Source organism: Corallincola platygyrae (genome assembly GCF_039544265.1).
GTDB classification, from domain to species: domain Bacteria; phylum Pseudomonadota; class Gammaproteobacteria; order Enterobacterales; family Neiellaceae; genus Corallincola; species Corallincola platygyrae.
On the sequence record NZ_BAABLI010000032.1, the window covers coordinates 81,827 to 95,836 of the forward strand.

Annotated in this window: 15 protein-coding genes; 7 read left to right on the forward strand and 8 right to left on the reverse strand. The window is 48.5% G+C overall.

Features of this window, described 5'->3' with window-relative positions; translation table 11 throughout:
• Window positions 1–187: 187 nt before the first annotated feature.
• The 4 genes from ABEA14_RS17795 to ABEA14_RS17810 all read right to left on the reverse strand — a co-directional run bounded on the left by ABEA14_RS17795 (window position 188) and on the right by ABEA14_RS17810 (window position 2,283).
• Window positions 188–1,231 (reverse strand): NAD(P)/FAD-dependent oxidoreductase, encoded by a 1,044-nt coding sequence (locus tag ABEA14_RS17795; RefSeq protein WP_345341946.1) that lies wholly within the window; start codon window positions 1,229–1,231, stop codon window positions 188–190.
• 57 nt (window positions 1,232–1,288) lie between these two features.
• Window positions 1,289–1,459 carry a hypothetical protein gene (locus ABEA14_RS17800; RefSeq protein WP_345341948.1) on the reverse strand — a complete coding sequence of 57 codons (171 nt, stop codon included), beginning with the start codon at window positions 1,457–1,459 and terminating at the stop codon, window positions 1,289–1,291.
• Window positions 1,460–1,522: 63 nt separating this feature from the next.
• Window positions 1,523–1,939, reverse strand: coding sequence for a hypothetical protein (locus ABEA14_RS17805; RefSeq protein ID WP_345341950.1), 417 nt, complete (start codon window positions 1,937–1,939; stop codon window positions 1,523–1,525).
• A gap of 77 nt (window positions 1,940–2,016) precedes the next feature.
• Window positions 2,017–2,283: a DUF6471 domain-containing protein gene (locus ABEA14_RS17810; RefSeq protein WP_345341952.1), complete on the reverse strand. Its 267-nt coding sequence runs from the start codon at window positions 2,281–2,283 to the stop codon at window positions 2,017–2,019.
• Between the two features lie 194 nt (window positions 2,284–2,477).
• Here ABEA14_RS17810 and ABEA14_RS17815 point away from each other — a divergent pair, with 194 nt between their 5' ends.
• From ABEA14_RS17815 to ABEA14_RS17845, 7 genes are read left to right on the forward strand one after another with little or no spacing between them, the layout of a single operon-like run.
• The gene (locus ABEA14_RS17815) at window positions 2,478–2,906 is read left to right on the forward strand and encodes a YjfI family protein (RefSeq protein WP_345341954.1); all 429 of its coding nucleotides are present in this window, start codon (window positions 2,478–2,480) and stop codon (window positions 2,904–2,906) included.
• A gap of 12 nt (window positions 2,907–2,918) precedes the next feature.
• Window positions 2,919–3,605 (forward strand): PspA/IM30 family protein, encoded by a 687-nt coding sequence (locus tag ABEA14_RS17820; protein WP_345341956.1) that lies wholly within the window; start codon window positions 2,919–2,921, stop codon window positions 3,603–3,605.
• A gap of 15 nt (window positions 3,606–3,620) precedes the next feature.
• Window positions 3,621–4,706 carry a potassium channel family protein gene (locus tag ABEA14_RS17825; protein WP_345341958.1) on the forward strand — a complete coding sequence of 362 codons (1,086 nt, stop codon included), beginning with the start codon at window positions 3,621–3,623 and terminating at the stop codon, window positions 4,704–4,706.
• The gene (locus ABEA14_RS17830; RefSeq protein ID WP_345341960.1) at window positions 4,703–5,353 is read left to right on the forward strand and encodes a DUF2491 family protein; all 651 of its coding nucleotides are present in this window, start codon (window positions 4,703–4,705) and stop codon (window positions 5,351–5,353) included. Before ABEA14_RS17825 ends, ABEA14_RS17830 begins: the two co-directional genes overlap by 4 nt.
• 56 nt (window positions 5,354–5,409) lie before the next feature.
• Window positions 5,410–5,814, forward strand: coding sequence for a DUF350 domain-containing protein (locus ABEA14_RS17835; protein WP_345341962.1), 405 nt, complete (start codon window positions 5,410–5,412; stop codon window positions 5,812–5,814).
• An 11-nt stretch (window positions 5,815–5,825) separates the two neighbouring features.
• On the forward strand, window positions 5,826–6,419 hold the full coding sequence (locus ABEA14_RS17840; protein ID WP_345341964.1) for a DUF1190 domain-containing protein: 594 nt from the start codon (window positions 5,826–5,828) through the stop codon (window positions 6,417–6,419).
• A 2-nt stretch (window positions 6,420–6,421) separates the two neighbouring features.
• A complete protein-coding gene (locus tag ABEA14_RS17845; protein WP_345341967.1) occupies window positions 6,422–7,579 on the forward strand; it encodes a glutathionylspermidine synthase family protein in 1,158 nt (385 codons plus the stop codon).
• Between the two features lie 57 nt (window positions 7,580–7,636).
• Here ABEA14_RS17845 and ABEA14_RS17850 read toward each other — a convergent pair whose 3' ends face one another.
• The 4 genes from ABEA14_RS17850 to ABEA14_RS17865 all read right to left on the reverse strand — a co-directional run bounded on the left by ABEA14_RS17850 (window position 7,637) and on the right by ABEA14_RS17865 (window position 13,776).
• Entirely contained in the window at window positions 7,637–8,830 is a 1,194-nt protein-coding gene (locus ABEA14_RS17850) for an MFS transporter (RefSeq protein WP_345341969.1), read from the reverse strand.
• 67 nt (window positions 8,831–8,897) lie between these two features.
• Window positions 8,898–9,557 carry a M50 family metallopeptidase gene (locus ABEA14_RS17855; RefSeq protein ID WP_345341971.1) on the reverse strand — a complete coding sequence of 220 codons (660 nt, stop codon included), beginning with the start codon at window positions 9,555–9,557 and terminating at the stop codon, window positions 8,898–8,900.
• Window positions 9,554–12,622, reverse strand: a complete 3,069-nt coding sequence (locus ABEA14_RS17860) for an SbcC/MukB-like Walker B domain-containing protein (RefSeq protein ID WP_345341973.1) — start codon at window positions 12,620–12,622, stop codon at window positions 9,554–9,556. Before ABEA14_RS17860 ends, ABEA14_RS17855 begins: the two co-directional genes overlap by 4 nt.
• Window positions 12,622–13,776 (reverse strand): exonuclease SbcCD subunit D, encoded by a 1,155-nt coding sequence (locus ABEA14_RS17865; protein WP_345341975.1) that lies wholly within the window; start codon window positions 13,774–13,776, stop codon window positions 12,622–12,624. Before ABEA14_RS17865 ends, ABEA14_RS17860 begins: the two co-directional genes overlap by 1 nt.
• Between the last annotated feature and the right edge of the window lie 234 nt (window positions 13,777–14,010).

A 14,010-nucleotide genomic window follows, 5' to 3' on the forward strand; every position in this document is an offset into this window, starting at 1 on the left:
GTTAAATCACCTGTTTATTTTGCAACCAACAGGCGCCGAATTAGCTTTACCTTAACAAACAGTAACTTATTGTTTTAAAAAATATTTTAGTGTCAGAAATTTTTACAACCATAAAGTAAAGGTCATCAGGATTCATGTAGAGACCAGAGCCATCCGTTACTTTGCAGGCGCAAAATTCAACCCTTTATCAACTCAAGATCTTGTCAGGAGTTGATACCTCACGCATACGATTGTGAGAGAAGTAATGTTCAACTAATTGCACCGCTGACAAGTAGGCCCCCTCGACCCTACCACCTGCTGTCCAGTCACCAATGAAAGCTATATGTTGTTCCGGCCAAACGATCGGCCCACTTAATTGGCACTGAGGAGATACCTGAGCATAGCGCCAGTAGTGAATGTAATGGTGATGAATAGTCAGTGCTGGGCCCAGGTGTTTTTTCATCCATTCAACACCCTCCTGGAGTACTTGCTCACTGCAATCTTTGCCTCTGCTTTTCGACCACAAATGTTGGAAATGGAGTAGCCATAGGTCATCACCATCTTCAGGCAAACTTCGACCAGGCTTTGCTGATAACCTGGAAACCCAGGAGACCATGTCGCCTCCAAATACGCCTTGAATTCCTGGATCCACTTCCCCCCGGGTAACAAGCGCTACAGCCCAACACGGCAAATGGCTCTGCCTGGGTAAACGCGCAGCTATATCGTGATGCTCTGAGAACAGCTGCTTTGCCTGATCTCCTGGCAGGCTGGAAACCAACCATTGATAGGGTCCCCACTCCTGTCCGGATTCATCGTTTATTGTCCACTGGGCGTTCTTTGATGATGATCTCGGTTTCTGGCTTGCAGAAACAATGCGCCTGTTGAGATACAGGTTTAGGTCCTTGGCATACTGCCTGGCCAAACTGCTCATACTCGGCATCGCAACATAGCGCGTTTCGGTGTCAGGACTGGATACCAACTGACCATCAATGGCTTTTTGGGGAGTAAACTCCCACTGGCTTATATCACCGGTAGACAACCAGCGCTCAACTTCGGCTTTGAACTCATCACTTCTGGCGGTGAAATATTGTGCACCTGTGTCGACGTCCGCCCAACCAAGTCGTCGGGTAGACATCCTGCCTCCCCGACCCCGAGACTTTTCAAATAGGTCCACTTGATAGCCAAGCTTCTGCAGTTTAGAAGCAGCCACAACGCCTGATATCCCCGCCCCGATAACAGCCACTCTGGTCATCTCTGTATCCTTTAAAAACGAGTAGGCTTTGTTTAACGCGACGGGGTCTGATATTGATCAATAATCAAACCAATCAGTTCCGACTTGAATAAGGTGGGCCAGCGCCAAAACTGAAAAAGTGATCATGACGAAATCTGAATCATACATAGCCTGTATCCCCCAAGCTTGATGGCTTTTGCTGTATTGCGGCTTTGCGCCGACAGTTTCTGCTATTTGAAGCAGCGCCATTTTTAGCTCGGGGAATGGCAATCAGGTGAACAAAAAAAGAAGGTTAGATGACCGCGAATATCCTTATTCAGCCGTTTCTGGGAAAGATTTAAGTGAACGCAAAAACAGCCCAACACCACCGACCGAAAGCACCAGAATAACGATCAAATCAAAGGCCGTCATCGAGCGCATATTGAACTGAATTGAAGAGATGACCCCGAACGTGAGCGCAACCAGCGATCCAATCGTTAAAATCCATCCCAATATGTTCTTACTGTTATAAAAAATAAGGCCAACGCCAAAAATGAAGGGGATCATGACCATACCGCTGGTGACACTCCACATTCCACCAAACGCTCTGAAGCCGTACAACGAAGTGCCCATGCCAAACGTTGAACGTACTGTGATAGCGTTGAACAGCATGTAAAAACCACCACACATCATCACTAAACCAATAAAAAACTGACCGACACCACCGCGGGTACCACCTGCACCATTCATAAAGAAACTCCTGCTTCCTGCGTGTTTTGTTAGAAATTGTGACTAATCAAACCATTTAAGTGTTTGCGCGATATCATCTATTGATTACGGCTGTTATCAATTAGCTGCTGAATCAAGTCTGGCGTCACAGAAAAGTTGCACACGGCCATAATCTGAATAAAAAGATCGGCCGACATCTTGCCTTTGTTGACCTTGGACCTCAGATTATTGTCCAACTGGGTTGTACCGTACTGAACATAAAGCTGCTTACTCAGCTCGGCATAGGTGATACCACTCTGCGCCATCATGGTACGAACCAAACGCTTTATTACAGAACCGAACGCAGGAGGCGTATCTGTTGTCATAGTTTTTCCTCGTCAATACGTTGAGACCACATTAGCAGGCTTAGAATACAGCTGCAGTGATTAGGTGAGAGTATTGAGACAAAAACATCATAAATCAAACAAAAAGAACTTTTGTTGAATATTGTTGACATTAATTAATTTTAACACCATGCTTAAGTGGCTGGTTCGCCAGCACCAATAACACGGAGTGAATCATGAGCTGGACAACACAATCATTACTTGACGCTATGTATGAGCTGGAACTGGTTACTTCTGGAGAGATCACCGTCTCTCTGGTAGGTGACTGTTTAGCCGCCACTATGCATGAGCAGGGTGACCTGCCGGTCGTCATCAGCATCTCGGAAGATCAGATGCTGGTCGAGTCGGTGCTCTTCCCTGTTTCAGTCGTAAAAGACAAAGTCGCCTTAAACGAAGAGTTTCTGCGCAACCACAAATACCTCCCTCTCTCGACTGTGGCAATCGAGAGCATTAATGGTGAAGACCATTACGTTCTGTTCGGTGCTCTGAGCGCTACCTCCACCATGGAAAATGTGTTGTTGGAGCTGACCACACTGGCTGAAAACGTTTTGACTGTTGCTGAAGCGTGTGAAGACCATATCGCCCGCCATCCAGCCGCCGAATAATAGGAGAGACCCATGAGCTTATTTAAGAAAATGTTTACTTTTGGTCGCGCCATTAAAGCAGAGCTGGAAGAAGAATTTACCGATGCACAGGCTATCCGCCTGTTAGAGCAACACATTCGCGATGCGCGTCAATCACTGGACCAAGCAGGTCGCAGTCGCATTGAACTGGCAGGTAAAAAGAAGCTGGCCGAGTCTAAGGTGGCCAATGTGAAAGCAGAGATCAGCAAGTACGAGAACTTTGCGGTTGAAGCACTCAGCAAAGGTGATGAGGCCCTGGCGACTGAAGTGGCCGAAAAAATTGCAACGTTGGAAACGCGATACACAGAAGATCAAGCGCACCTGGATACCCTTAATGCTGACTTCGCCCGTATTGAAGGCATTATCACCAAGAGCAAAAAGCAACTCAGCGAAATGGAGCGCCAACTTGCTCAGGTAAAAGCAACTGAAGCGGTGCAGAAAGCACAGGAACAGATTGCGGCAACCAGCATTAATGCGAACTCGAAAGTAGCCAACGCCGCAGAGTCACTGCAACGTATCAAAAATAAGCAAGCTGAGAAGCAGGCTAAGCTGGAAGCCGCTGAAGAGCTATCTAATGAAGGTGACGACCTAGAGAAGAAGCTCAAGGCTGCAGGCATTGGCTCAACCACCTCGTCTGCTAACTCAGTACTGGAACGTTTGAAAGCAAAACAATCCAGCTAACCAAGGACGCGTAGCATGTATTGGTGGTTGCGTTGGGCGAATTTACGCCTCAATCAACATCTGCGCTCACTCACCTGGCCGGCTCTTGCCGGCCTTGTCGTTGGTCACGCAGTCATTTCTTATGTTCTGTTGTCTCTGTCTGGAGAGACAGCCCTGACAGAACAAATCAGTCGTTATGTCTATTGGTTCATGGTCACCATATCTACCGTGGGCTACGGCGATTATTCACCTCAGTCCGAAGTAGGTATGTGGGTGGTTACCTTATGGGTTATTCCCACGGGGTTAGGACTTTTCGGCGCCTTTATCGGCAAATTAGCAACAACTATCTCGCTAATGTGGGAGCAAACAATGAAAGGCGAACGGGATTTCAGTCATCTGTCTGACCATATCGTGTTACTGGGTTGGACACCGACTCATACTTTGAAAATCATCGAGCTGATATTGGGTGATACAAAGCGCCAAAAGCGCCAGATTCTACTCTGCGTTAGAGAGGAGATGGACCACCCCTGCCCTGAAATTATCGATGTCAGCTTTGTAAGGGTTGATAGTTTCAGTGAACCTGAAGCGTTACAGCGAACGGGTATTGAACATGCAGCAAAAGTTATCATCGATGGTGAAACAGATGAAGAGACGTTGGCCATCGCACTGAGCGTAGGCGCAGCGACAGATGCTAGCGTCACCCATGTGTGTGCCTATTTTCAGAGCGAGTCCATTGCCAAACTGGTAGAGACCGCCTATCCACACATCGAGGTGAGCACAGCTCGAGAAGCGGAATTGCTGACCCGCTCAATGCAGGATCCTGGCTCAAGCAGAGTTTTCGAACAGTTGATGAATACCTTGGATGGTGCCACTCAGTTTTCGTTAACTGTCCCAGACAATAGGTCAACCACCCGTTTTGACAAACTTTTTGTCTATTTCAAAAAGCAGCATCAAGCCACGGTGATTGCCGTTGCCGACCATGAGACGGCGGGCGCAGTAGAGATGAACCCTTCACTGGAATCTGAGGTAAAAGCCGGCACCACACTTTATTACATTGCCCAGTCGAGAATCACCGAATCTGATGTCGACTGGGATGCAGTAAGCAATACGGAGGTTGCATGAGTTTTTTTAAGAATTTGTTTGGCAAAAAAGAAGAGCCTGAAAAACTCCCAACAAAAGGCTTGTACGGACTTCACCTAGGCTGTGCAGTTGAACTTAGTTCGCTCGATTTCAGGATCCTCGGAGAAGAGCTTCGATTGAGCTTCCCTGGTGAGACGCAATTGGTAGAAGCAATAAGTCGCACCTCGCTGGGTGCTGGCTCCTACATGCTTCGCTATTACACCAGCGACGATGCAATTATTCAGATCAACTATTCCGGCGATGAGTCAGAACAGAACGTGGAAGACGTACTGCTGTTTGTTTATGACAAGAGCCGTTCAATAGCTACTGAAAATGAGTGGAACAAAGTCATCAGTGCCGACTTCATTGGTTCAGCAAGCCAGGACTACCGGGAGCGCAATTATCATCGCGCCTTCTTCGATGAGAGTGAAGAGAATGTCCCGCCAGTAGCCATGACAGAGCAAGTTGAAAATAAAGCTGGCGAAAAATACACCGTCGATAACTTCTGTATGCTTTATGAGCGTGAGATCAACGACGATGTTAGCGAATTACTGTTGATTAATGCCGAAGAGAGTGGTGAAAATGAACGACTACTTAGCTACGCATTGGGCGTTCATTTATCGCCATCGCAGTTTAATGTGATCAGCTAGGGCCTGTTTACTGAAGTGACACCAAGCTGACGGTATAAATATAGGAAGTAAAAACAATGATCATGGAATCCCTTCAAGGCTTACCCGCCTTTGCTCTCTACTTCGTTAGTGGCTATGTGATGATTCTTCTATTCACAGCCATTTACACCAAGATCACACCACACTGTGAATGGTCGCTCATGCGCGAGAATAACAGTGCTGCGGCAGTGGCGTTTGGACTCACTGTTGTTGGATTTACTATTCCGGTTGCCAGTGCCGCAATAAATTCTGTTGGGCTTCTGGATTTCATCATCTGGGGTGGCGTAGCCATGGTGACGCAATTGCTCACGTACTTCACCGTTCGCTTCTACATGCCTAAGTTAACCGAGCGTCTGACAGCAAACGAACTGCCAGCAGGCGTTTTCCTCGGCTGTTGTGCGTTAGCGACCGGGATCCTGAACGCTGCCTGTATGACATACTAAGGAGCGTCACAATGAAACGTTCCCAAGCAGTCAAACTTACCCTAATGGGGTTGGCAGGCGGTGTAGTTACCGGCTGTAGTGAACCTCAAGAGCAGATTGTTACCTTCAAAGACATTGAAGACTGTGTTGATAGCAATCTGTTCGAAGCAGAAGATTGTGTTTACCAATATGAGAAAGCAGTTGCAGCCCATCAGCTAGAAGCCCCCAGATATAGCAGCCGCTTTGCCTGTGAACAGGATTTTGGTCAAAACTACTGCGCGTCAACACGCAATGGCAGCTTCTGGCAGCCATTTATGGCTGGCTACATGATGTCGGTAATCGCGCGTGGCGTAAGTGATGCTATCTACTATCGCAGTGCCTACTCTCGGCCCTTGTATCGTTCTCGTGACGACTGGGGCATGTATCGAACCAGCAGTAACTATCCCATAGGCAGTTATGGCAGCAGTGGCAAAATGACCAACCTGCCCCGGTCAATTATGACCACGGTGCCGAACAACTCTGGAACGATTAAGAAGTCTGGCGGCCAATACGGGAAAAAGGCGCCAACAATTAAGCGCGGTGGATTTGGTTCAAAATCTGCAGCTCGAGGTGGCTGGGGTAGTTAAGCTTGCTACGTATCAAATCAGCGCCTCGCGCCAACCTGCTAGAGCGCGCGAACCAATACGGGTTTGACTTTCATACTATTGATGGCGAACCCTATTGGGATGAGACTCACTATTACCAGTTCACACTCCGTCAAATCGAAGATGATCTGGAAGATCCTACCAACGAGTTGGAACAGCTTTGTCTCGACTTGGTCGGAGACATAGTTCGTGACGAACACCTGCTCGCTAAACTCAAGGTGCCAAGCTCCCAATGGCACCATATCCTTGATTCCTGGCGTTCCAAAGAACCAAGCCTTTATGGACGTATGGATTTCGCCTACAACGGTCAGGGGCCTGCCAAACTACTTGAATACAATGCCGATACACCCACCTCAATCTATGAAGCCGCTTTTTTCCAATGGATATGGCTTGAAGACCAGGTAGACACCGGGATTGTATGGCGCGGTGCAGACCAGTTTAACTCTATTCAGGAGAAGCTGATCGCTCGCATGGCGGAAGTTTCGCCTGACGGTGAGATCCATTTCGCATGTTGCAGGGACTCTGTCGAAGACCGAGCAACCGTTGAGTATTTAGAGGATTGCGCACGCCAAGCCGGATTGACTACCAAGTTTTTGTATGTAGAAGAGATCGGGCTCAATACCAACAAACAGTTCACCGATCTACAGGATTTCGAAATCAGCTGCCTGTTCAAACTCTATCCCTGGGAGTGGATGTTTGACGATCCATTCAGCGAATACCTGGCGAAATCGAAAACGCGATTTATCGAACCAGCCTGGAAAGCATTGCTGAGCAACAAAGGCATTCTTCCTTTACTTTGGCAACGTCACAAAGGCCATCCCAATCTTTTGCCTTCCTATTTTGAAGGGGAAGAGCAGGCAGACCTGGGCCATAGTTATTGCCGTAAACCCCTGTTTAGCCGCGAAGGTGCGAACATCTCTCTCGTCAGGCCAAATCAACCTTTGCTTGAAGTGGGTGGAGAATATGGAGGCGAGGGATATATAGTGCAGGGGCTCAGCCCCCTACCCCGATTTGAGGAAAGCTTCACTCTCATAGGTAGTTGGGTTATCGGTCATCAAGCTGCTGGACTAACGATTCGAGAGGACAACAGCTTGATAACCAAAGACACCAGCCGTTTTGTGCCGCACATCATCGTTGGTTAGCGCAGTCAATTAGTGCGGCTTCTCACCATGAAAGTATGTCGGTCTGAATAGAGGCCGTTAAGCCTTGTCTGTGGCCAAACGATTCAACCTGGCGTGACGGGTCTCTTCCCCTGCTTTCGGGCTATCAGGTATTAACTGGCTCAATATCAGTGAGCCCCCCGCCAGTGCTGCGCCAATAAAGAATACGGCCGCAGGCATAGTTAACCAAACCAATCCCAACAGCACAGGCAACACAACAGCCGCGATATGGTTTATGGTAAAGCTCACGCCAGCAGTCGATGCGATATCCTCGGGCGATGCGATCTTTTGGAAGTAAGTGCGAATGGCAATAGCAAAAGCGAAAAACAGATGGTCAACGACATATAACACGGCCGCAATTTCGCTGCTCTCAACCAGACCGTAACTGACAAAAACCAGCACTAAGCCAACGTATTCAATGGTCAGTGCACGACGTTCGCCAATCTTGCCTATCCATTTACCAATTTTTGCCGCAAAGAAAAGATTGAAAAAGTGATTAAACAGGAACAACAAAGCGATTTGACCGGCGCTATAACCAAATTTTTCGACCATTAAGAAGCCGGCGAACACAACAAATATCTGTCTTCTGGCGCCGGAGAAAAAAGTCAGCAGGTAATACAGCCAGTAGCGACGTTTGAGGATGATCTTCTTATGTTGCTGTGGGCCGTGGGAAAATGACGGGAATGCTAACCATAACAATACGCCCAATCCCATAGTCACGGCGCCAAACAATAGATATACCCATTTAAATTCAATCTGAAGCTGGTCAAGTAACAGCCAGACACCGCCAAACGAAATTACCGCTGCCGCCCCCTTCACCGCCATGGCCTTGCCCATAAAGTGGGCAGCTTGGTCTTTAGGAAGCCACTGTAATGTGAGTGATTGATTAATTGTTTCTAGGTAATGAAAACCAATAGACATCAGCACTGTGGTGGCATACAAGCCCACGGCTGAAGGGAAAAACCCGGTAAGTGCAACCCCAACACCAAGCAACACCAATGACACTACTGCGAAACGTTGCTCTCGAATTAGCAGCAATACAAACACCACTGTAAATGCCAGGAACCCCGGCACTTCACGCAGGCTCTGAAGGATACCTATCTCTTTACCGGTAAAAGACGCTGCTTCGATAACAAAGTTGTTCAGCAGTGCCATCCAGGTAGAAAATGCCACCGGCATGGCGAAGGCTATCAATAGAAGAAAGTTTTGAGGTGTAGAAAATCGGGTAAACATAGGAATGCCAGGCTGTGCCGAGGAAGATCATTCTAACAGCTATCGGCTACTCAAATAAGTCAGGCTCTCAGTGGTTAGAACGCCAACGCCACATAAACAGCCTGACCATCAAAAACAGTGCCAGAGCGGTCCATACCAGTATCCACAATGTCGCTGGTACGCCTGTATGGCTGCGCAAAGCCACATGGTCACCTCGCTCGCCTAAAAATAGCAAGTAACTCGGACTGATTGCACTTTGCAACAACACAAAGAGAGTGATCACCTGCGACATAAATTGACAGACAGCCAGGTGGCGCCAGTAAAACAGCGCGACAAATACGGCAGCAATAAACAACATGATGCCAAAGGTAACGATATCCCGAGTGTAGAAGATGCCGGTCAGGACAAACACCCCAACTATGGTGAAATAGAGGTAGCGAAAGCTTATGTTCTTAGATGCCTTAGCCTGCAGCATAGCAAGGAGATAGGCGCTGAGGGACGCCCCCGCATAACCAGCAAAAGCGACCAGCGAAAACCATCCCCCACTTACCGTGGCAAGACCTGAACCATCAAGATGCAAAGCTATTGCGTGGACATTCCCGCCAGATAACAATGCAGCGAAAGCATGGCTGCCCTCATGCAACAGCGTTTCAATATACTTCAGAGGTGCCCGTATAAGTGGCAGCCAGATGATAGTGAATGCGCAAATTAAGGAGAAAGTAAGGGACCAACGTCCAGACAGCTTCACAGTGTCACCATTTCTACTTTGCTTCCACGCTGTGTCGACTTGATATCCAACCGCATCGCCATCTGCTCTTTGAGTTCACTTACATGACTGATGATACCTATCATCCGCCCACTGCGCTGCAGATCGATCAGGGTACGAATAGCCAAATCCAGCGACTCAGGATCCAGGCTGCCAAAACCTTCATCGATAAACAAGGTATCCAGCTTTATGCCCCCGGCATACTCCTGGACTACGTCAGACACCCCTAACGCAAGCGCTAGTGCCGCCATAAAGCTCTCACCACCGGACAGCGTCGCCACACTGCGTGTTTTGCCGGTATAGGCATCTTCGACTTCCAACTCTAAGCCCGACGCTCGGTTGCCCTTGCTTCGGTCCTCTTTGCGAATAAGCTGATAACGCCCCTTACTCATGAGTTGCAGACGCTGAGAAGCCTGTATCAGTACATCATCAAGAAGCACACTCAATACAAAACGCTGCAGGCTGATTTTCTGCCCCGTCATACCATTAGCCACATCACTTAGGGTGCCATAAATTCGATACTGAGCTTCGATATCAGCACTCTCTTGGTGAGCACGTTTTAAATCATTTGCGGTCTTTTCGAGGTGGGATAGACGTTGATGTAGCTGCTGCCATCTCCGCTCAGCTTCACTGAACTGTGTTTGAGCATCACGAACCTGGATAGTCAGCATCTGCAGATCAGGCTCTACAATCCCTTCCAACTGCTGTTGAATATGCTGCTTTTGGGCTGTCAGCTCATGAATATTCTTCTGAAACGTTTCGATCTCAGTAGCAAGTATTTGCTGCTGCTCTGGTGCCATTCGCGCCGCTGAGAAAGCCTCTGAATGCTCGAAAGTGCTTTCATTGAGCGCCTGCGTCCATGCTTGCTGAGCGTTTTCAAGTTCGCCGTTCATTGCCAATTGCTGCTGTTCCAGATGCGCTAAGCGACTGGAGGCTTTATCCAGCTCTGACGTCACCCGCTGCTTATTCTCTGCTGCTGCCTCTAGTTGCTTCCTGAGTGTTTCAAGATTCTGTTTTAACTCAGCAATGCGCTGCTCAAGTGCACCTTCCGCCTTAAGCTCTTCCGGGAGCAGAGCCTCAAGACGCTGCTTCTCCGACATCAACAGCGCGGTCTGTTTTTGAGTTTCAGTTAACTCTACCTGCAAAGACGCAAGCTTCTCCTCAAGCCCTGCAATTAGTTCCCTTTCAACTTTTAGCGCTTCTGATTGTTGAAGGCTTTGTTGTTGGTATTGGTTCAGTTGATCAAGTTGATTGCTTAGTTGCTCAACTTTTTGCTGGATCTCATTCAGCGTTAAACTGGCACAGTCAGCGTCGGCCAGTTGGCTTAAAAGTGTTTGCTGTTGCTCTTTTAACTGCCGCCAGTGTTGTTGCAACTCCGCATGCTGCTTCTCTGCATCCAACAAGCGATTTTGCGAAGTATCTAGTACCTGCCTCGCCTGATCGACCTGAGCGCGTTCAACACGCGCGACTCCGTCCGGCAATTTCGCAGGTAAAGGGTGTTCTGTGCTGCCGCATACCGGACATGGCTGGAGCTCGTTTAACTGCTCTGCAAGCATCGCGGCCTGGCCCTGATGCCAATAAATCTCAAGCTGGGTAAGCGCCTGTTGGCACTCATCTCGATACACCGTTGCCTGTTGACGCAAAACGGCCGCTTGTTTGCCATTGGACTCTGCCGCAAGAAGCTTGTCGCTCAGCTCCTGGCTCTGTTTGGCAACCAACAGGTTGGCCTGCCATTGACTAAATGCTTGGTGAACACTGGGTTGAGACAGCAGTTGGTGTTGAAGCGACGCGTTTGAGTCTTCGAGTTTCTTAACCGCTTGTTTCTTTTTCTTTATTTGCTTCTCAGCGTCGGTTAACGTGAGTTCCTGCCTTGATTGGAGAGATTGAGATTGAATAAGCTGGGCGCGGACGCTCGGCAATGCAGCAACATCCGAAGCACACTGTTCCAGATTCAACAGAGTTCGACTTAGCGGCTCTATCTGAAGAGCGTTAGTTTGCGCCTGCTCTAGTTTAGCTTCGGCACCTGCCAGCTTCTCTGTGAGAGATTGAACTTCTGCATAGCACTGCTGAATAGCCAGTTTGCCATCGTCGACATCTTTCTGTTTTATCTGTTGCAACTGGTAAGCGGGGGCAAGGCTATCAGCTTGTCTGGCAGACGCTAACGCCTGCTGTTTAGCATCCATCTCTGTCTGGCCAGCAACGAGTTGATTTAAAGCCTCAGTAACCTGCGCCAAACGATGAAATTGCTGCTTTGTTTTCTCTGCTTCTTCCTGTTGCAGCTTGGCTTTATTCAGTTGCTTCTGTTTATCATTTTTAGCTGTTTCTGCTTGTTCAAGCGGCGCCTTCAGTTCCGAGACAAGCACTTGCAGCGCCTGCTCTGATTCGACATCGGCATTCTGAAGTATCCCTTCAATACGATGTTTTTGTGCCTCAGCCTCACGCCGAATGGCGCTGGCTTTTTGTTTCAGTCCCTCTTCAATACGCCGATAAATATGGGTCTGGAACAGTTGACCAAAAATCGCTTCCCGCTGTTTCGAATCGGCAAGCAGGAGCTCACGAAACTTCCCCTGCGGCAACACCATGACCTGCCGGAACTGCTCAACATTCAGCCCGGTTATTTCATGGATATGCTCGTTAACTTCGCCTACTTTTTTAGCCGCAATCAGTCGTTCATTTCCATCACTATCGAACTGCCACAGGTTAGCTTCAGCCCCTTGCAAAGTGGTGCCTTCACCTCGCGCTTTTGGTCTTAGCTGCTGAGGCCTACGTTGCACACGATATCGCTTGCCCGCAATTGAGAACTCTAACTCTAGCTCGGTGATCGTATCGGGATCTGCATAATCGCAACGCATCTGCCCCGCTTCACGTTCAGCGCCCGTGGTATGGCCATAGAGAGCGACACAAATGGCATCAAGGATCGTGCTTTTACCTGCGCCTGTTGCTCCGTTAATTAAGAACAGCGGGTTTTCGCCAAATGACTCAAATAGAACATCTTCTTTTGTGGCAAAAGGACCAAACGCTTGAATAGACAGGCGTAACGGCTTCACTACTCGTCTCCCTTATGCAGCTTTGTCACTAATGCTTGTAAAGCTTGGCGCTGTTCATCATTCATCACATCGCCTTGCACCTGACTGAAGAAGTCTTCGAACATCGACATTTCACTTTGTTGTAACCTGGCCTGACGCTCTTGCTGCTCACTCCCCATGTCTCCTTGTAGAGCGACTCTTTCCAAGTGCAGCACATTGGGGTAGACAGACCGCAGCTTACCCATGGGATCAAGAATCGCGTGGGTGTCAGTAAGTCGCACCATCAGATAATCATCTCGGTGTAAGTCGTCCTTACCCGCAACCAAAAGTGCTTCTAACTCCCCTTCAATAACTCTCATATCTCGTTGCGGAGTCAATGGGATAAGTTGAATATCGGTTTCACCTGCTTCCATGGTAACCAACACCACACTCTTTTGATGGTGCTGTTCTGAGAAACTGTATTTAAGTGGCGAACCAGAATAACGGATAGTTTCCAGCCCCTGTTTTTGCGGGCCGTGCAGGTGTCCGAGCGCGGCATAGTCAAAAGCTTCGAAATGACAGGCCCTGACCTGATCTGCGCCTCCGATAGACAGCGGGCGTTCTGATTCGCTACCTACGCCACCAACAACGAAACAGTGGGCAACGGCAACACTAGGCATTGCAGGATCTTTGTGTTTCGCGATCTCCTCGGCCATAAAGGCCATTGCTTGATCATGGGTTTTCAGCAAACTTGGGTCCTGCCCAGGGAATTGGTCGCGAACCCACTCCGGATCGGCATATGGTATACCGAAAAATTGCACTTTCTGACCGGAGCTACCTTCCAATATTACCGGCTGCGATAACTCAGAAAGCTGTCCAACAATATGCAGACCACCACTCTTTAACCTCGATGCCCCAAACCTGAGTCTTGCAGCACTGTCATGGTTACCGGAGATAAGCACGACATGAATGCCTAATCTTCCACACAACTCTTCCAGTACTTTATCCAGCAACTCTACTGCAGCCGCAGGCGGAACAGAGCGATCATAAATATCCCCTGCAACAACAACAGCATCAACCTGATGCTGCTCAGCCAAAGAGACTAACTGTTCAAGGATGAACTTTTGCTCTTCAAGCAGGGAAACATTGTGGAACTGGCGACCCAAATGCCAATCTGAGGTATGGAGAAATTTCAAAGGCGGCTCTCAAGTAACAATACTGGTCTGCTAGACAGTTTTCGCTCTCAAACTAAAGAGCATCTGGGCCTAACGGTCTGAAATCTTACCTTGTTGTCCAAAACCTTTCAGGAAAAATCTATGGGTTTTGTGATTGCGAAGCCGGACGCTCGCGACCGACCGCCGAAAACAAGAAAGCCCAGCATAATGCTGGGCTTCCTAAGAATAATGGCGGTGAGGGGTAAGCCGGGAATA